This is a genomic window from Sphingobium sp. JAI105, assembly GCF_015752145.1.
GTDB lineage: Bacteria > Pseudomonadota > Alphaproteobacteria > Sphingomonadales > Sphingomonadaceae > Sphingobium > Sphingobium xenophagum.
Genome location: NZ_JADOUC010000001.1, coordinates 2,981,457 through 2,998,573 on the forward strand (window position 1 = coordinate 2,981,457; position 17,117 = coordinate 2,998,573).

Consider the following 17,117-nt stretch of genomic DNA (forward strand, 5'->3'; position numbering starts at 1 on the left):
CCCAACATCCGTTCGGGCTGAGCTTGTCGAAGCCTTGTCCTTCTTGAAAGAAAGGACGATCCTTCGACAGGCTCAGGGCGAACGGAAAGGGGGTAAGCGCTCAACCCCGTTTACTTCCCCACCCGTATCTCAAACAGCTTTGGCCAATATTTGCCGGTGATGAACACCCGGTCCCGTGCGGCATCATAGGCGATGCCATTGGCCACCGCTTCGCTGTCCCGCACGCCGGCCGCCTTGACCAGCGGCGCGACGTCGATCCAGTCGATCACTGCGCCGGTCGCGGGATCGATCCGGGCGATCTTCGTCTCGTACCAGATATTCGCCCAAATCTCGCCGCGCACATATTCCAGCTCGTTCAGCCGCTGGACCGCGCGCCCGTTCCACGTCACGGTGATGCGCCGCTGCTCGGCCAGCGTGTCGGGATCAAGGAAGCGCAATTGCGCGCTGCCGTCGCTCTGGATGATGTGCCGCCCGTCCTGCGTCAGGCCCCAGCCTTCGCCGGCATAGCGAAAATCGCCGACCGGCGCGAAATCGGTCAGCTTCCAGACAAATCCCTGACCATGCCGCCAGGTCAGGCTGATCAGCCGGTCGCCCCAATTGACGATCCCCTCGCCAAAATAGCGCGGCTCCAGCACGCGCCGCTGGATGACCTTGCCGTCCTTCAGCCGCACCTTGCGAATGTCCGACCGCCCCTCCAGCCCGGTGCTTTCATAAAGCGCCCCGTCATGAAAAAAGAGCCCCTCGGTAAAGGCAGCGGAATCGTGCGGATAGGATTTGACCAGCGTCCAGGGCGTGTCGGCCAGGGCGGGGGTGGCTATGAGACCGAAAAGGGCAGCGAAACTGGTCATCAACCTCCGTTCGTTTCGAGCCCTTCGACTGCCCGCCTGCGGCAGGCGCTCAGGATAAACTACGTCGAGAAACGTCGCGCGCAGGTTTCTCGACTTCGCTCGAAACGAACGGAGGAGGGGAGATAGCCTGCTCATTCCGCCGCTGCCTGCGCCGCAATCGCCGCCGCCAGCCAGTCGGGCAGCAGCGCCGGGTCCAGATCCTCCACCCGCCGCAACTCGATCGACAGGTCCATGTCCGGCAGCGCCGCCCGCTGGCGCTTCTCCTCCGTCTGGGCCAGCGGCACCGCGACCAGCCGCCGGTTCACCTTGGCGCGATAATGCATCCGGGCGGTATTTTCCTGCCCCACATAGCAGCCCTTGTCATAATCGACGCCGTTCAACTCCCCGGCATTGGTTTCCAGCCACAGCGTCTGGTCCTGCCCCAGTTCGCCCGCGCCCTCGAACACGCCCTGGCTTAGCCGATGCGCGCGAAACGCCGCCGCAGCGTCGCCGTCCCCCGGCGCAGCGATCCAGCGATGCCCAAGGGCAGGCAAGCGCGGATCATGCGGCCTGTCCGCTGCATCCAGCGCCCAATGCGCCGCCAGCGACTCGTCCCGCGCGATCACGACCTTGCGCCGCAGCCGGTACAGCGTCAGCCGCTTGGCGAGCGCATCGGCCTGCGCCGCCTCGCAATCGATCAGCACATCGTCGCCATCTGCCCACAGCATCATGTCGAACAGCGCTTTGCCCTGCGCGCTCAGCAACGCGGTCCAGCGCGGCACGCCCTGTGCCAGCGTCAAGACATCGCGTGTCAGCAGGCCTTGCAGGAAGGGCCGCGCTTCCTCGCCTGAAATTCTGAGGATCGCGCGGTCGGTGAGGGTGGTGCCGGTCATCGGCTTTAGGTAGGACAGGCGACTTCCATATCCAAGCGGTGAGCCACCATGTCCGAAACTTTCGACCTGATCCTGAAGAACGGCACCATCCACACGCCGGGCGGCGCGGAGCGGGCCGATGTCGGCGTGCGCGGCGGCAGGATCGTGGCGATCGGCACGTCGCTGGGCGACGCGGGCGAGGTGATCGACTGCACCGGCCTTGATGTCCTGCCCGGCTGCATCGACAGTCAGGTCCATTTCCGCGAGCCGGGGCTGGAGCATAAGGAAGATCTCGAATCGGGCAGCCGGGCGGCGGTGCTGGGCGGCGTGACCGCCGTGTTCGAAATGCCCAACACCAATCCCAACACCGACACGGCCGATCGCGTCCAGGACAAGCTTGCCCGCGCGCATCACCGCATGTGGTGCGACCATGCCTTCTATGTCGGCGCGACCGCCGACAATGCCGAACAGCTCAAAGAGCTTGAACGCATCCCCGGCACCGCAGGGGTCAAGATATTCATGGGCGCGTCGACCGGCAGCCTGCTGGTGGACGATGACAATGCGCTGGCCCGCGTGCTGGCCAGCGGCACGCGCCGCGTCGCCATCCATGCCGAGGATGAAACGCGGATGAATGCGCGCAAGAGCCTGGCGCTGGCGGGCGACCCGTCCACCCATCCGGTATGGCGCGACGATGAAAGCGCGATGATCGCCACCAAACGCATCATCGGCCTGGCCCGCGCCGCGCGCCGCCGTATCCACATATTGCACATCACGACCCCTGCCGAACTCGCCTATATCGGCCAGAACAAGGATATCGCGACCTGCGAGGCGACACCCCAGCATCTGACGCTGGCAGGGGAGGATGCCTATCCGCGCCTTGGCACCTATGCGCAGATGAACCCGCCGATCCGGTCGGGTGCGCACCGCGACGGGCTGTGGCATTGGCTCAACCAGGGCGTGCCGGACGTTCTGGGCAGCGATCACGCCCCCCACACGATCGAGGAAAAGGCCAAGCCCTATCCGACCAGCCCCAGCGGCATGCCCGGCGTCCAGACGCTCGTGCCGCTGCTGCTCAATCATGTCGCGGAAGGGCGGCTGACGTTGCGCCGCTTCATCGAACTGACCTCCTCCGGTCCACAGCGCGTGTTCGGGCTGGTCGGCAAGGGCCGGATCGCGCTCGGCTATGACGCCGACTTCACCGTGGTCGACCTCAAAAAGCGCTGGACCGTCGGCAGCGACTGGCTTGCGTCCCGCTGCAACTGGTCGCCGTTCGAGGGGATGGACCTGACCGGCAAGGCGGTCGGCACGATCATCCGCGGCCACCGCGTGATGTGGGAAGATGCGCTGGCCAATGAAGCGGTCGGAGAGCCGGTGCGTTTCGAGGCGACCGAATTTTCCTAAGCGGCAGCCGCCCGGTTCCGCCGGGCCATCCGCACCCCGTCGGTCGCGAACAAGATCAGCGCGATCCAGATCAGGCCAAAGCTGAGCATCTGGCCATGGCTCAGCTTTTCGCCGAACAGCATGATGCCAGAGAAAAATTGCAGCATCGGGGCCAGATATTGCAATATGCCCAGTGTCGCCATCGGCAGCCGTTGCGCCGCCATGGCGAACAGCACCAGCGGCACTGTCGTCACCGCGCCTGATGTCACCAGCAGCGCGGTGGTCGCGGCGTCCTGTCCGAAACTCACCCCGCCATGGCTCGCTTCCCAGATCAGATAGGCAATTGCAGGCGGCGTCAGCAGCAGCGTCTCGACGCCAAGGCCGGTCATCGGCGCCACGGGCGTCACTTTGCGCAGCAGCCCGTAAAAGGCGAAGCTGAACGCCAGCGTCAGGCTGATCCACAATGTCGTCAGCGCCGCCGCCGCCAATATGGCCACGCCCACTGCCGCCACGCCGATCGCCATCAATTGCGGCCGTCGCAACTTTTCCTTCAACACCATCACGCCCAGCGCGACATTGACCAGCGGGTTCAGGAAATAGCCAAGGCTGGCCGCGACGACATGGCCTTCGTTGACCGCCCATACATAGGTCAGCCAGTTGATCGCGATCATCAGCGCAGACCCCGCCAGCGGCAGGACCAGCCGACGGTCGCGCAATGTCGCCAATAACGGACCCAGCGTCCGGCGCGCCGCCAGCAGCGTGACGATCAGCAGTAGCGACCATAATATCCGCTGGGTGACGATCTCGATCGGATCGACATGATGGAGCAGCCGAAAGAAGATCGGCAGCAGCCCCCAAAAGCCATAGGCGAAGATGGCGGCGATCAGGCCATTGCGCGTATAATTTTGCGCCGGGCTCAGAATATCCCCCCGCCCAGAAACAGCCGCAGCGCGCCAAAGGCCGCGACGATCAGGCAGAAATTGCGCCCGCCATTGCGCGAAGAGATGGCGCCGATCACCGCGCCAAACAGCGCCATGGGCACCAGCAGCCAGTTCAGCGCCCCCAACAGCGGTATGAAGGCGGGAATCATCAGGACCAGGGTGACCAGGCCGATAAAGCCGGATAATATGTTCAGCATGCAGCCTAGATGGCGGTTTCGCCGCATGGCGACAAGACGGGCGTGCAGGCCAGTGGCCAGAAACTGGCCCGATGATGCGGAAATTTCGCGCGATTCACCAAATGTCCTAACGAAAAATTAACCCGCACTCTTCATGACTTGTTTACGAAGGAGTGCAGCATGGCGTTTTTCCGGCCCGTTTCCATTATCGCGCTGACATTGGCGCTCGCCGCCTGTGGCAAGGGGGACAAGGATGCCAGCCTCGCGGCGCTCGATGCGCAGCTCACCAACAATGCGGTCGACCCCGCGCTGAAAGGCGCGCTTGCCGACCCGATCGTGGTTGATCCCCAACTGGTCGGCCAGTCCAACCGCAACGCCGTGCGCACGGCCGATCGTCCTGCCAACGGCGCGGTGCCGCTGCTCGGCGGCGATGCGGGCAAGGCGCAGGCGGCCGCGCTGCAACAGGCGGGCGGCAAGCTGCTCAGCGCGCCAGCACCCAGCGCGGGTGATGCGATGCCATCGACCGTCACCCTGGGCGCGGTCGCGCGCGAACAGGCGTCCCGCAACGGCGGCAACGCGAATTGCAGCAAGCAGCTCGTCTATGGCATGGAATGGGCACAACGCCTGCCCGATCCCTTCACCGTGTATCCCGGTGCGCAACTGGTCGAAGCGGCCGGCGCGGAACGTGATGGCTGCACCCTGCGTGCCGTCAGCTTCGTCACGCCTGTCCCGCGTCAGGGGGTGATGGACTATTATTACACGCTCGCCCGCCGCGCGGGCTATGATGGCGAACATAAGATATTGGGCGGCGATCATGTGCTGGGCGGCACGCGCAAGGCGGATGGCAGTGCCTATTTCATTCTCTTCACCGACGCGCCGGGCGGCAAGACCAACATCGACATCATCGCCGACAACGGAAAATAAGGGCAAAGGCGGCGAATCGGGCCGCCCCATTCCCCTGATCGCCATTTGCCTGTAGGGGCAGCGGCATGACCAATATTTTCCTTGTTATGGGCGGGGGCGCGGTGGGCGCTGCGCTGCGCTACCAGCTGGGCCGCTTCCTGGGCGCCATGGTGCCCGGCGCTGCATGGCCATGGGGCACGTTCGCCGCCAATCTGCTCGGCGGTTTTGCCATGGGCCTGCTTGCAGGCTGGCTGGCGCGCGGCAGCACGATGCCGGGTGAGCCGATCCGGCTGTTGCTGGGCGTCGGCCTGCTGGGCGGTTTCACCACCTTCTCCGCCTTCAGCCTGGAAACCTTGCTGATGATCGAGCGTGGCCAGCTTCTTGTCGCGCTGACCTATGCGTTGGCATCGGTGATCGGGGCGATCGTCGCGCTGGCGCTGGGCCTGTCGCTGATGCGGAGCATCGTCGCATGAAGGGCCGTCCTCCCGGCAAGGGCGACGCGCCGCGCAGTCGCAAGCCCGCGACCCCCGGCAAATCCTTCGGCAAGCCGTCCGGCGCACCCGGTCGCGCCCGTGGCGGCGCAAAGGCGGCCACCGCGCGCAAGGGGGAGGGTGGCAAGCCCGCGTCGAAACCACCCTTCAAGTCCGGCCCGAAAAAGCCCGCCGCCAAACCCGCCGCTGCCAAGGCTGCGCCAGTGGTTCAGGCCGCTGCGCCCAAGCCTTCGGCCGCGAAGGGCGTCTCGCTCGACGTGCGCCAATATCGGGTTCATGCAGACGATGACGGCATCCGCCTCGACCGCTGGTTCCAGCGCCACCTGCCCGATGTGGGCTTCAACATCGTGTCGCGCTGGTCGCGCACCGGCCAGTTGCGGGTCGACGGCGCGCGCGCGGCACCGGGGGATCGCATCGCCGAAGGGCAGATGATCCGCGTTCCGCCCGCCGAAGCGAAGGCCGCCCCGTCCGAACGGCCCGCCCGGCGTGCGCCGGTCATAGACCTGACGCCGGACGAAATCGCCTATGCGCAGGAAATGGTCATCCATCGCGATGCGCAGGCGATCGTCATCAACAAGCCGCCCGGCCTCGCCACGCAGGGCGGGACCAAGACGGACGAGCATGTCGACCGCTTGCTCGACGGCCTGATCTTCAACGCCGAATCGCGGCCAAAGCTGGTCCACCGGCTGGACAAGGACACGTCGGGTGCGCTGCTGCTCGCCCGCTCGAGCCGCGCCGCCGCCCATTTCGCCAAGGCGTTTTCCAGCCGCACTGCGCGCAAGGTCTATTGGGCGCTGGTCATCGGCGTGCCGTCCATCGCGGACGGCATGATCGAACTGCCGCTGGCCAAGCAACCGGGCACCGGCGGCGAAAAAATGCATGTCGACGAAGCGGAAGGCTTGCCCGCCCGCACCCGCTATCGCGTCATCGAACGCGCGGGCAATCGTGCCGCCTGGGTCGAGCTGCAACCCTATACCGGCCGCACCCACCAGTTGCGCGTCCATCTCGCGGCGATCGGCCATCCCATCGTGGGCGACGGTAAATATGGTGGCAAGGACAGTTTCCTGACCGGCACGATCAGCCGCAAGATGCACCTTCATGCCCGCCGCATCCGTGTCGATCATCCCGATGGTGGCCGTGTCGACGTGATGGCGGACCTGCCTGCCCATTTCGCCTCCAGCCTTGCCGATCTCGGCTTCGACATCAGCCTGGGCGACATGCCGCTGGATGACGAGATCGACCGCAGCCCCACGCGCGAGGATGAAAAGAAATTCGCGCGCCAGCATGCCAAGCAGATACGCAAGGATCGCAAGGGCGAACGGCGCTCGCGGGGCGGGGGCGGATAGGGACAGCGTCTATGGCCAACCCGTTAGTCGTGTTCGATTGCGACGGCACGCTGGTCGATGGCCAGCACAGCATCTGCACCGCCATGGCCCGCGCGTTCGAGGAAGCCAGTCTGGTCGCGCCCGACCGGCTGGCCATCCTCTCCGCGGTCGGCCTTTCGCTGCCCCATGCCATGGCCCGGCTGCTGCCGGATGCGGATGCGGATTTTCACGCGCATCTCGCGGAACGCTACAAGCTCGCCTTTCAGGCGCTGCGGCGCGAAAATGCGGTGTCCGAACCGCTCTATCCCGGCATGGCCGATCTGGTGCATGATCTGGATCGCGCAGGCTGGCTACTGGGCGTCGCCACGGGCAAGTCGGATCGGGGTCTGGCGCTCTGCCTTACCCATCACGGCCTGATCGACCGCTTCGTGACGCTCCAGACCGCCGATCGCCACCCGTCCAAGCCGCATCCCTCCATGCTGCTGACCGCCATGGCCGAAGCCGGCGCGTCCCCGGACACGACCGTCATGATCGGCGACACCAGTTTCGACATCGACATGGGGCTGGCGGCAGGCGTGCGCAGCATCGGCGTCGCCTGGGGCTATCATGCCCCTGACGAACTGATCGCGGCAGGCGCGCAGGCAGTTGCCATGGACAGCAGCGAATTGCGCGGCCATATCGGCGCGCCATGACCGACGTTCCGCCTCCACCCCCCGTTGATCCCGAAAAGATCGCGCGCCAGCGGCATTTCGCCATCGGCCTGTTCCGCCTGTCGGGTGCGTTGATCGTCATGTTCGGCTTCCTCGCCATCATGCAGCGCTTCACCTGGGTGCAGGGGGACAAGGCCAAGGCGTTCGGCGCGATCATGGTCATCGTCGGCCTGTTCCAGTTCGTCATCGTGCCCCGCCTGATGCTGGCCCTGTTCAAGCGCACAAAGCCATGAAGCGCTTTTACAAGGACGTCGCCGTGATCGCGTCCGATCAGGGTTTTGCCGTCCAGCTCGACGCCCGCCCGGTCCGCACCCCCGCCCGTGCGCTGCTGGCGCTGCCTACGCCTGCCCTGGCCGATGCGGTGGCTGCCGAATGGCGCGCGCAGGGGGAGAGCGTCGATCCCGCGACGATGCCCTTCACCGGCCTTGCCAATGCTGCGATCGACCATGTCGTCGCCAACCATAAGAGCTTTGCCGCCGGGATCGCCCGCTATGGCGAAAGCGACCTGCTTTGCTATCGTGCTGAAGCGCCGCAAACGCTGGTGCAGCGGCAGGCGGCGGCGTGGGATCCGCTGCTCGACTGGGCGCGCGCCCGCTATGACGTGGCCTTCGTCGTCACGCAGGGTGTCTTGCCGGTCGCGCAGCCCGCACAGACGCTCACCCGTCTCGGCGCGGTGGTCGAAGCCTTCGATCCATTCCTGCTCGCGGGCCTGTCCACGCTCGTCAATCTCAGCGGCTCGCTGATCTGCGGCCTCGCCATTGTCGATGGCGGCCATGATCTTGACGACATCTGGCAGGCGGCGGAAATCGACGAAGCCTGGCAGGTCGAACAATGGGGCGAAGATGCGCAGGCCGCCGCGCGTAATGCACGGCGCGCGGCCGATTTTGCCGTGGCTGGAGCCTTTTGCGGGATGAGCCGTCCCTGAAAGGCTGGGAACCAGCCTGCTCCTTCGTTCATTATTCATGTTGAAAGGCGTAGCAATCGCCCGTTCGACATTATGGAATAACGACCAAGGAGACCCTAACATTGGCAAAGTCCGCCCTGATCGCTTTGATGAGCCTGTCCGCGCCGCTGGCGCTGGCTACCCCCGCAATGGCGCAGGACGCACCCGCCGCCCCCGCCGCTGCTACCCCTGACACGGAAGCTGCCACGCAATCCGCGACCCCGGCCGCTGCGGAAATGACGCCGGAACAGATCACCGCCTTCAACAGCGCGGTCACGGCCTTCACGGCCGGGCAGGCCGCCCAGCAGGCTGGCGACAATGCCGGTGCCGTTGCCAAATATGATGCGGCGCTGCCCGCCATCCGGACCGCGGTAGAGGTTGACCCGTCCAAGATCGAGAATGTCAATTTCCTCGCCAACGCCCTCTATGCTGATGCCGCTGCCTATGGCGCGCTGGGCCAGATGGACAAGGTGATCGCCCTTTACGGCGAATCATTGCCCCATTGGCGCAAGGTCGTGGAGGCCAAGCCTGCTGACGCGGCCAGCCGCAACATCCTGGCGGGCATATTGATCCAGATGGGCAACCAGAAGCTAGCCGCCCAGGACAAGGTCGGGTCCGCGCCGCTCTACGCCGAAGCGCTGACCCTCGCCCGCAAGTCCGCATCCGAAAATGCGAACGACAAGGTGACGAAGAATATCCTTCTCTCGGCCCTTATCGGCTCCAGCCAGACCAGCAGCGACCCCGCACTCAAGACCGAAGCGGTGACGCTCAGCAAGACGATGCTGGCCAATGGCACGGTTGATGCGACAAACAAGCCTGCGGCCGAAGCGCTGACCGGCGCTGCCAAGGCGGGCTGACAAGCCACAACGTTTGCCCTGAGCCTGCCCTTGGGACGGCTCAGGGCAAACGACCCTTACAAGTTGATCCGCAGGCATGCGGCGCCGGAACGGGCGTGCCCTTACGCCTCGACCCCGATCTTGTCCGCATAGAGCAGCCGCCCGCTGCCCAGCAGCCCCAGCAATTGCGGCAGCATGTGCGGCGCGACCGCGAAACAGCCTTCGCTCCGCCCGCATTTGCCCCAGGCGGCGATATGATCCTCGCCCACATAATCCGCGCCATGGACGACGATGGCGCGCGGTTCGGCATTGTTGTTCTGCGGGTCCAGCCCGATCAGCCGCATTGCCCGGCCATGCTGGCCGACATATTGCTCGCCGGTCACATAAGCGCCCGAACTGCTGGCCAGCGAATTGGGTTCGTTGGAAAAACTGTGCAGCCAGCCGCTATGCGCCGGGTCCGATCCGCGGCCATGCGCCACCAGATAGCTGCTGCTCTGCCCGCCGATCAGGTCGACGACATGGAAGCGCAATTCCTTTGACGGGGCCGCAAAATCGGCGATCGCCACGCGGTCGCGCAGGGTGAAGGCGTCGCCATGCCGGTCGAGCGCGGCCTTGGCCTTTTCCAGCAGCGACGCATAGGGTTTGGGGGCGATCGGCTGCACGATGGGCTTGGCAGGCGATGGCGCGGCGGCAGGCAGGGGCGCTGTTACCGGCACAGCCGCCCGGCCGATGCTGTCGGATAGAAACGAAAAAGCGAGTCCGCTCATGGCGAACTTCGTGAAATTGCGGCGATCCATGGCGCGAATATAGCAAAGTCGCCGCCCCGCTCCAAGAGCGGGGCGATGCGCCTTATGGCGCGGAATGGCTCGCTTCGTCCGCAGGCTGGCTCTCTTCGCCTTCCTGCGGCAGGCGCGCGGTCATGCCGCTGGCGTCGGCATCATCCTGAATCTGCTGCTGTTCGGAAACCGACGGCGGCGGCGCGGGAGTCGCGACCGCATTGTTCGACGGCGGCGGCAGCACCGCATCCGGTTCCTCGATGATGACATTTTCGACCGGCGGCTCGACCAGATTATTGGTCGCTGCCGGTTCTTCTTCCTTTTTGCCGCAGGCGGACAGGGCCAGGGCACCGGCAAGGGCGAACAGGGCAATTTTGCGCATGGGTGATCAGTCCTTCGATGCGATGGTTGGGGTGGGTGCGGGCGCGGCGGTCGGGTCGGCCCGGCTGCTCGACGCCTCGATCTTTTCGGCCAGCAACTTGTCCCAGCCATAGGGATCGGCGCGGAAGCTCATCGTGCCGTTGCTGCTGGCAAAGGCGGTCCAGTAGAGCAGATAGACCGCCACTTCCTGCGGCAGGGATACGCGCTGCGTCTTGCCGCTATCGATCAGCGTCTGGATCTGGCCGTTCAGGTCCGGGTCGCTCGCCACCATCAGTTCGGCCAGCGACACCGGCTTTTCCAGCCGGACGCAGCCATGGCTGGCCAGCCGGTCATAGCTTGAAAATTTCCCGCGCGCCGGCGTGTCGTGCAGATAGACGGCAAACGGGTTGGCGAAATCGAATTTCAGCCGCCCCAGCGCGCTGTTCGGGCCTGCGGGCTGGACGATCCGTTCGCCGCCTTCGGGCGTCTTGACGATCTTGTAGCCCTGCTTGGCCAGCGTCGCGCGTCCCTTGGGGAACAATTCCCGCCTGGCGATCGACATCGGCACGTTCCAGGGCGGATTGACCACGATCGAATGGATGTTCGACGACAGCATCGGCGTTGCATTTTGCGGGCTGCCGGTGACGGCGCGCATCGACGTGACCGGCTGGTCGCCCTCGAACACGGTCAGCACGGCGGCGGCGATGTTCACCTGCACCCGGTTGACCGGCAGGCGGCGCGGCATCCAGCGCCACCGCTCCATATTTGCCATGATCGCGGCGATCCGGTCGTCCACGCTGACATTGAGCGCCGCCAGCGTCCGCGTGTCGAGCAACCCTGTGGGGTTGAGGCCATAGCGTCGCTGCGCGCGTTGCAGCACGTCGGTCAGATTTTCGGTCGGCGTGACGCTCTTGTCCTCCAGCGCGATGCGCGCGCGCACCACCATGGGCGCGGATGTCGCGGTCAGCACCGGCCAGCCGCCCTTGTCGCGGATCGCCTCATAGGTCGCCAGCCCCTTGCGCAACCCTTCATAGCCCGCATAGGGCGGCGTCAGCGCATTGGCCCATTGTGCCAGCCGGTCCTCGGCCACGGCCTTCGCCAATCCTGGGCGCGGGTCATAGGGTTCGGGGCGCAGCGCCCAGATTTCCAGAAAATCGGCGGCATCGACCCGTCCGGTGGACAGCGCCTTCGCCCGGTCCAGCAGCGCGCTGACCAGCGCGTCGCCGGTCAGCGTGGCGGTCGCCTTGCGCCGCGCCGTCAGCCCTTGTTCGGCTCCGCTGCGCAACCAGTCATTCGCCCATGCCTCCTGCGCGGCCGACAGCGGCGGAATGGGGGCAGGCAATGGCGCAGGCGGCAATGGCTGCACCATCGCGGGGGGCAGTGTCGGCGCCACGGCCGGGGGTTGTGTTACCGGCGTCTGGGCGTAAGCGGGCAGGGTGCTGGCACTAAGGACACTGGCGCCAAGCAGGGCCAGCGTCAAAAAACGGATCATATCGGGACGGTTCATGCTGGACCAGATAGCGCAAAGCGGCCACCGTTCAAATCACGATAGCGGAAAAGATCATGCTGCACGTCGTTCACCATCCTGCCTATGTCTCTCCCGCAACACCCGGCAGCCGCTTTCGTTTCGACAAATATGGGCTGGTGATGGAGGCGTTGCGCGAAGTTGCGCCCGCCATGACGCTCCACACGCCCGATGCGATGCCGCGCGCCTGGATAGAGGCGGTGCATGATCCCGCCTATGTGGAAGAAGTGCTGACCCTCACCGTTCCGCAGGCCAAGGAACGGCGGATCGGCTTTCCGGTGACCCAGCGGGTCATGCTCCGCTCCACCCTGTCGCCCGGCGGCACCTGGGCGGCGGCGCGGCTGGCGCGCATCCACGGCTTTGCCGCCAATGCCGCAGGGGGCAGCCACCACGCGCTGGCCGATAGCGGGGCGGGCTATTGCGTGTTCAATGATCTTGCCATCGCCGCCAACCGCCTGATCGCGGAAGGGGAGGCGGATCGCATCCTCATCCTCGACCTCGACGTGCATCAGGGCGACGGCACGGCTTCGCTGCTGGCGGGGCGGGCGGACATTTTCACCCTGTCGATCCACGCCGAAAAAAATTTCCCGGTGCGCAAGGCGCGCTCTACGCTGGACATCGGCTTGCCCGACGGGGTGGAGGATGCCGCCTATCTCGCCATCCTCCATGACACGCTGCCGCGCGTGCTGGATGATTTCGCGCCCGACCTCATTCTCTATCAGGCCGGGGTCGATCCCCATGGCGACGACCGGCTGGGGCGGCTGGCCCTGACCGACGCGGGGCTGGATGCGCGCGACCGCTATGTCATGCGCCAGGCCCGCGCCCGCGCCATCCCGGTCGCCAGCACCATGGGCGGCGGCTATGGGGAGGACCGCATGGCCGTCGCCCATCGCCACGCCGCCTGCATGATCCGCATGGCGCAGGAAGCTATGGTTTGAAGCTCCAACGGGTCAGAGTGACGGCATCGCAGCTTAATGCACCGTCCCGACCGTGGGTTGCGCCCGGTCCATGATCTTCGCCGCGATCAGTCCGGCCACGGCCAGCGCGACAAAGTCACTGAACGCCAGATAGAGAATATAGCCCCAGGGCGCATGGTTGAACACGGATTGCCCGACATGCATCCACAAGACCCCGGCCAGCGCGAAGATCAGGGCTACCCGGACCCGCTCGGCAAAGCCGGTCGTCACGAACCGCAGCGCCAGCGCAATCAGCACGCCCACCACCAGCGACAGGATCAACCCGCCGATCAGGCTGGCGCTGTCCGTCACCGGAAAGCCGCTGCTGTTGTAGAAAATCTGCGCTATCGGCCCCTTGCCGTACAGGATCGTGCCCTCCGCCGTCGCCGGATCGGGGACCGTATAGACGCCGGTGCCGGTCGTGTTGAGCGCCTGCGCCAGCGCCGCCTGCAAATTGGCGCTCGCCTGTCCCTCCGCGCGGCTCATCGCCAGCGCGCTCAATGGCGTGCCCCAGAACAGGAAGCCTGTGATAAACATTGCAAAGCCGCCCAGCAGGCCGCCGATTACCGTCCGTATCATCATGCTCTCCACTCCCTGTCCCGCCCATAAGGCTAGGCCAGAACGCAGCGGAGGCAAAATCTATCCGGTAATTGTCAATCGGTAGGGCGCGATGCCTTTTCCGCGATGCCCGACACGCCCTCGCGCCGCTCCAGCTCGTCGCACACGGCATCCAGCGAAATGTCGCAATCGGCCAGCAGCAGCAGCAGGTGGAACAGCAGGTCCGCGCTTTCGCCGACCAGTTCGTCACGATTCCCCGCCATCGCGGCGATCACCGCCTCGACCGCTTCCTCGCCGACCTTCTGCGCAATCTTGCCGCGTCCCCGCGCCGTCAGCTTGGCGACATAGGATGTGGACGGGTCAGCCGACCGCCGCTGGCGGATCGTCTGTTCAAGCGTAAAGAGGGTGGCGCGCATGGCTGCGCATCAAGCGCCGCGCGCGCCACTCGTCAATGGGAAAATTATTTCCGCTTGCGGCCGCTTCGCAGCAGGCGGAAGCCGACAATGGCCACACCCATCGCAAACAGGCCCATCTGTTCGGGTTCAGGCACCGGAGTCGGGGTGCTGCCGCCTGAGCTGGACGTCGTGCCGCCGCTGCTGGTGGTGCCACCGCTGCTGGTGCCGCCGCCGCACTTGCCGAACCAGCACCATGTCGCCTGCGCCGGCGTCGCCGCACCGATCAGGCCAGCGGCCCCTGCCGCCAAAAGCATCTTGTTGAGTTTCATGAATGTCACCCTGTTTCCGTTGAACCGATATGGTCGAACGCGACCCGCCAGGGTTAATGCAGCCTTCATGCCGGATGGTGCCATCCGGCAGATTTCTGCCATTTTCAGGGTTAACGGCGCTGCCGGAAATATGGTTACTGTAAAGTAAATCGACGTTTTTGCGGGGTCAGGCCGCCCGCACCGGCACGCCCGCCGCCGCCAGCGCGCGATGGGCTTCGGCGATGCTGTGCTGCCCGAAATGGAATATCGACGCCGCCAGCACCGCGCTGGCATGGCCCATGGTCACGCCCTCGACCAGATGCTCCAGCGTCCCCACGCCGCCGCTGGCGATGACGGGGATCGATACTGCGTCGGCAATGGTCCGCGTCAGCGCCAGGTCGTAGCCCGCCTTCGTCCCGTCGCCATCCATCGACGTCACCAGCAATTCGCCAGCGCCCAGCTGCGCCAGTCGCAGCGCATGCTCCAGCGCGTCGATCCCGGTCGGCTTGCGCCCGCCATGGGTGAAGATTTCCCAACGCCCTTCGCCGACTTTGCGCGCGTCCACAGATCCCACGATACATTGGCTGCCGAAGCGATCGGCAATATCTGCCACCAGTTCGGGCCGCGCCACCGCCGCGCTGTTCACCGCCACCTTGTCCGCGCCTGCCAGCAGCAGCGCGCGCGCATCGTCGGGCGTCCGCACCCCGCCGCCGACGGTAACGGGCATGAAGCAGACTTCGGCCGTGCGCCGCACCACGTCGAGGATAGTGCCGCGCGCCTCATGCGTCGCGGTGATGTCCAGAAAGCACAGCTCGTCCGCGCCCGCCGCATCATACAGCTTCGCCTGCTCCACCGGATCGCCCGCATCACGCAGATCGACGAAGTTCACGCCCTTGACCACGCGCCCGTTGGCCACGTCCAGGCAGGGGATGACGCGGGTGCGGACGGTCATGGCTGCCATCCCATTTTTCGGATTCTCAACGCTCTGAGCATGTGTTAGGCCCTTGATATGTTCCAACGCCATCAAGATTTCGCAGTTTATCAGCCTGGCGAGGCTGCGCGGCTTTTGGGCGTGCAACCGGCCAAGATCAAGCGCTGGTTAGGCGGATATGAATATCGGCGGGGTGATCGGATCGTCGAACAGGCACCGTTATGGACCTCGGAATATTCCAATCTGGATGATATCTATCTCGGATTTCGGGATTTAATCGAAATTCGCTTTGTGATCGCATTTATGCGCGCAGGGTTAGGCAAAAATTCTGTGCGTTCACTTTTGTCGAAGGCGCGGGTGCTGGTTGGTCATGATTATCCTCTTTCGACCCGGCAATTCCAAACCGATGGCAGAACACTGTTTCTGGAAATTTGGGACCATGAGCGGGATGGTGAGGTAGGCCACACTATTGATGTTCGAGATGGGCAACATGCGTTCAGATCGCTGATCAGTCCTACTTTCAAGGATTTGGATTTTGATCATGGAATTGTATCGAAATGGCATGTCGTTGGGCGGCGCAGGCGCATATCCATTGCACCAGCAGTAGCGTTTGGCCAGCCTGTTATTGATGATACGGGTATTCCTACCTTTCGTATTCTCGAGGCATATGAAGCTGAGAGAGATGAAGCGATTGTCGCTCGACAATTTGAAGTTCCGGTATCGGTGGTGCGATCCGCAATCGAATTTGAACGAGGACTTTCCCAAAAGCGTGCGGCTTCTACTTGATGAGAATTTGCCGCCGCGCGCGGCTCGTAGTCTTCAAGCTCTTTTCGAGGAGCATGAGATTGTAGCGCTGCGTCAGAAATTTGGGCGACCGGGCATTTCGGATAAGGAGTGGATAGAGGCGCTGGGCAATGAAGGCCGATGGTCAGTTTTGACAGCGGATCGACGGATTGGCCGTAATGCGATCGAAAGAGACGCATTTTTGCGTAACAATCTGGTTGGCTTTGTATTGGCGCCGTCGCTCAGGAAAAAGCCCCTTCATCAACAGATTGCTAGGCTGCTGTATATCTGGCCTGACATTGTGGGACAGTCCGAATTGGTTTCCAGAGGGCTGTTTGAAATCAGTGAACGCGGTAGACTCAAGCAAATTTGATCACGCCGCCGCCTGCGCCACGGCCAGCGCCGTTTTCAGGTCCAGCCGCCCGTCATACAGCGCCCGCCCGGTAATCACGCCCTCGATCCCGTCGTCGGCGTGCAGGCTCAATATCCTGATGTCGGCGATCCCCGCCACGCCGCCGCTCGCGATCACCGGAATGTCGGTCGCCCGCGCCAGATCGACCGTCGCCTCGACATTGCAGCCCTTCAGCATCCCGTCGCGGCCCACATCGGTAAAGAGCAGGCTGGCAACGCCCGCATCCTCGAACCGCCGGGCCAGGTCGATCACCGGCATGTCCGATTTTTCCGCCCAGCCATCGGTCGCGACAAAGCCGTCGCGCGCATCGACCGCCACGACGATCCCGCCGGGAAAATCGCGTGCCGCCAGCTTGACGAAGGCCGGATCTTTCAGCGCCGCCGTGCCGATGACGATGCGCGATACGCCAAGGTCGAACCAGCGCTCCACCGCCTCCCGGTTGCGGATGCCGCCGCCCAGCTGGACATGGCCCGGGAAGGTCTCGACGATCCGCTCGACCGCCGCGGCGTTCACCGCATGGCCCGCAAAACTCCCGTCCAGATCGACAACATGCAGATGCTGCGCCCCCGCCTGGGCAAACAGCGCCGCCTGCGCCGCCGGATCGTCCCCATAAACGGTCGCACGGTCCATATCGCCCTCGGCCAGGCGCACGACCTGCCCGTTTTTCAGGTCAATGGCGGGAAAGACGATTAGAGACATGGGCTCACCA

The 17,117-nt window shown here is 64.7% G+C and carries 23 protein-coding genes; 11 read left to right on the forward strand and 12 right to left on the reverse strand.

Going from position 1 to position 17,117, the window contains the following annotated elements; all coding sequences use genetic code 11:
- Positions 1-110: 110 nt before the first annotated feature.
- Both IWY39_RS14340 and ygfZ read right to left on the reverse strand, forming a co-directional pair.
- Positions 111-848, reverse strand: coding sequence for a glutaminyl-peptide cyclotransferase (locus tag IWY39_RS14340; protein ID WP_107125626.1), 738 nt, complete (start codon positions 846-848; stop codon positions 111-113).
- 131 nt (positions 849-979) lie between these two features.
- The gene (gene ygfZ, locus IWY39_RS14345) at positions 980-1,720 is read right to left on the reverse strand and encodes a CAF17-like 4Fe-4S cluster assembly/insertion protein YgfZ (RefSeq protein ID WP_107125627.1); all 741 of its coding nucleotides are present in this window, start codon (positions 1,718-1,720) and stop codon (positions 980-982) included.
- A gap of 48 nt (positions 1,721-1,768) precedes the next feature.
- Between ygfZ and IWY39_RS14350 the strand changes: the two genes are divergently transcribed.
- Positions 1,769-3,100, forward strand: a complete 1,332-nt coding sequence (locus IWY39_RS14350) for a dihydroorotase (protein WP_107125628.1) — start codon at positions 1,769-1,771, stop codon at positions 3,098-3,100.
- On the opposite strand, the gene rarD is transcribed toward IWY39_RS14350, so the two are convergent.
- Together rarD and IWY39_RS14360 are read right to left on the reverse strand one after the other, a co-directional pair.
- Complete coding sequence (rarD, locus tag IWY39_RS14355; protein ID WP_409994378.1) at positions 3,097-3,963, reverse strand: EamA family transporter RarD; 867 nt, start codon at positions 3,961-3,963, stop codon at positions 3,097-3,099. The two genes, IWY39_RS14350 and rarD, sit on opposite strands and share 4 nt — an antisense overlap.
- Before the next feature lie 32 nt (positions 3,964-3,995).
- Positions 3,996-4,217, reverse strand: coding sequence for a hypothetical protein (locus IWY39_RS14360; RefSeq protein WP_019052901.1), 222 nt, complete (start codon positions 4,215-4,217; stop codon positions 3,996-3,998).
- A 159-nt stretch (positions 4,218-4,376) separates the two neighbouring features.
- Between IWY39_RS14360 and IWY39_RS14365 the strand changes: the two genes are divergently transcribed.
- The 7 genes from IWY39_RS14365 (at position 4,377) to IWY39_RS14395 (ending at position 9,425) form a co-directional block, all read left to right on the forward strand.
- Positions 4,377-5,120 (forward strand): hypothetical protein, encoded by a 744-nt coding sequence (locus IWY39_RS14365; protein ID WP_017183989.1) that lies wholly within the window; start codon positions 4,377-4,379, stop codon positions 5,118-5,120.
- A gap of 65 nt (positions 5,121-5,185) precedes the next feature.
- Complete coding sequence (gene crcB, locus IWY39_RS14370) at positions 5,186-5,572, forward strand: fluoride efflux transporter CrcB (protein ID WP_019052902.1); 387 nt, start codon at positions 5,186-5,188, stop codon at positions 5,570-5,572.
- Positions 5,569-6,936 carry an RluA family pseudouridine synthase gene (locus tag IWY39_RS14375; RefSeq protein WP_107125630.1) on the forward strand — a complete coding sequence of 456 codons (1,368 nt, stop codon included), beginning with the start codon at positions 5,569-5,571 and terminating at the stop codon, positions 6,934-6,936. Before crcB ends, IWY39_RS14375 begins: the two co-directional genes overlap by 4 nt.
- Before the next feature lie 11 nt (positions 6,937-6,947).
- The gene (locus tag IWY39_RS14380) at positions 6,948-7,607 is read left to right on the forward strand and encodes an HAD-IA family hydrolase (RefSeq protein WP_107125631.1); all 660 of its coding nucleotides are present in this window, start codon (positions 6,948-6,950) and stop codon (positions 7,605-7,607) included.
- Positions 7,604-7,858 (forward strand): hypothetical protein, encoded by a 255-nt coding sequence (locus tag IWY39_RS14385; RefSeq protein ID WP_107125632.1) that lies wholly within the window; start codon positions 7,604-7,606, stop codon positions 7,856-7,858. The genes IWY39_RS14380 and IWY39_RS14385 overlap by 4 nt, the downstream gene beginning before the upstream one ends.
- Positions 7,855-8,550 (forward strand): ATP12 family chaperone protein, encoded by a 696-nt coding sequence (locus IWY39_RS14390; RefSeq protein WP_107125633.1) that lies wholly within the window; start codon positions 7,855-7,857, stop codon positions 8,548-8,550. The genes IWY39_RS14385 and IWY39_RS14390 overlap by 4 nt, the downstream gene beginning before the upstream one ends.
- 101 nt (positions 8,551-8,651) lie before the next feature.
- Positions 8,652-9,425, forward strand: a complete 774-nt coding sequence (locus tag IWY39_RS14395; RefSeq protein WP_107125634.1) for a hypothetical protein — start codon at positions 8,652-8,654, stop codon at positions 9,423-9,425.
- A gap of 101 nt (positions 9,426-9,526) precedes the next feature.
- On the opposite strand, the gene IWY39_RS14400 is transcribed toward IWY39_RS14395, so the two are convergent.
- From IWY39_RS14400 to IWY39_RS14410, 3 genes are read right to left on the reverse strand one after another with little or no spacing between them, the layout of a single operon-like run.
- Positions 9,527-10,201: a murein L,D-transpeptidase catalytic domain family protein gene (locus tag IWY39_RS14400; protein ID WP_017183996.1), complete on the reverse strand. Its 675-nt coding sequence runs from the start codon at positions 10,199-10,201 to the stop codon at positions 9,527-9,529.
- 52 nt (positions 10,202-10,253) lie between these two features.
- Positions 10,254-10,562 carry a hypothetical protein gene (locus IWY39_RS14405; RefSeq protein WP_017183997.1) on the reverse strand — a complete coding sequence of 103 codons (309 nt, stop codon included), beginning with the start codon at positions 10,560-10,562 and terminating at the stop codon, positions 10,254-10,256.
- A gap of 6 nt (positions 10,563-10,568) precedes the next feature.
- Positions 10,569-12,047 carry a L,D-transpeptidase family protein gene (locus IWY39_RS14410; RefSeq protein WP_107125635.1) on the reverse strand — a complete coding sequence of 493 codons (1,479 nt, stop codon included), beginning with the start codon at positions 12,045-12,047 and terminating at the stop codon, positions 10,569-10,571.
- Positions 12,048-12,103: 56 nt separating this feature from the next.
- On the opposite strand from IWY39_RS14410, the gene IWY39_RS14415 reads away from it, so the two are divergent.
- Positions 12,104-13,003 (forward strand): histone deacetylase family protein, encoded by a 900-nt coding sequence (locus tag IWY39_RS14415; RefSeq protein WP_017183999.1) that lies wholly within the window; start codon positions 12,104-12,106, stop codon positions 13,001-13,003.
- Between the two features lie 33 nt (positions 13,004-13,036).
- Here IWY39_RS14415 and IWY39_RS14420 read toward each other — a convergent pair whose 3' ends face one another.
- The 4 genes from IWY39_RS14420 to hisF form a co-directional block, all read right to left on the reverse strand.
- Positions 13,037-13,603: a hypothetical protein gene (locus IWY39_RS14420; RefSeq protein ID WP_017184000.1), complete on the reverse strand. Its 567-nt coding sequence runs from the start codon at positions 13,601-13,603 to the stop codon at positions 13,037-13,039.
- Positions 13,604-13,674: 71 nt separating this feature from the next.
- Positions 13,675-13,995 carry a phosphoribosyl-ATP diphosphatase gene (locus tag IWY39_RS14425; RefSeq protein WP_017184001.1) on the reverse strand — a complete coding sequence of 107 codons (321 nt, stop codon included), beginning with the start codon at positions 13,993-13,995 and terminating at the stop codon, positions 13,675-13,677.
- Between the two features lie 44 nt (positions 13,996-14,039).
- Complete coding sequence (locus IWY39_RS14430) at positions 14,040-14,303, reverse strand: PEP-CTERM sorting domain-containing protein (protein WP_017184002.1); 264 nt, start codon at positions 14,301-14,303, stop codon at positions 14,040-14,042.
- A gap of 166 nt (positions 14,304-14,469) precedes the next feature.
- A complete protein-coding gene (gene hisF / locus IWY39_RS14435) occupies positions 14,470-15,234 on the reverse strand; it encodes an imidazole glycerol phosphate synthase subunit HisF (protein WP_017184003.1) in 765 nt (254 codons plus the stop codon).
- A 57-nt stretch (positions 15,235-15,291) separates the two neighbouring features.
- Here hisF and IWY39_RS14440 point away from each other — a divergent pair, with 57 nt between their 5' ends.
- Both IWY39_RS14440 and IWY39_RS14445 read left to right on the forward strand, forming a co-directional pair.
- Positions 15,292-15,999, forward strand: coding sequence for a DUF433 domain-containing protein (locus IWY39_RS14440; RefSeq protein WP_081609952.1), 708 nt, complete (start codon positions 15,292-15,294; stop codon positions 15,997-15,999).
- Positions 15,983-16,369 carry a DUF5615 family PIN-like protein gene (locus tag IWY39_RS14445; protein WP_107125636.1) on the forward strand — a complete coding sequence of 129 codons (387 nt, stop codon included), beginning with the start codon at positions 15,983-15,985 and terminating at the stop codon, positions 16,367-16,369. The genes IWY39_RS14440 and IWY39_RS14445 overlap by 17 nt, the downstream gene beginning before the upstream one ends.
- Here the strand turns inward: IWY39_RS14445 and hisA are convergent, their stop codons facing one another.
- Positions 16,370-17,107: a 1-(5-phosphoribosyl)-5-[(5-phosphoribosylamino)methylideneamino]imidazole-4-carboxamide isomerase gene (gene hisA, locus IWY39_RS14450; protein ID WP_017184004.1), complete on the reverse strand. Its 738-nt coding sequence runs from the start codon at positions 17,105-17,107 to the stop codon at positions 16,370-16,372.
- Positions 17,108-17,117: the final 10 nt, after the last annotated feature.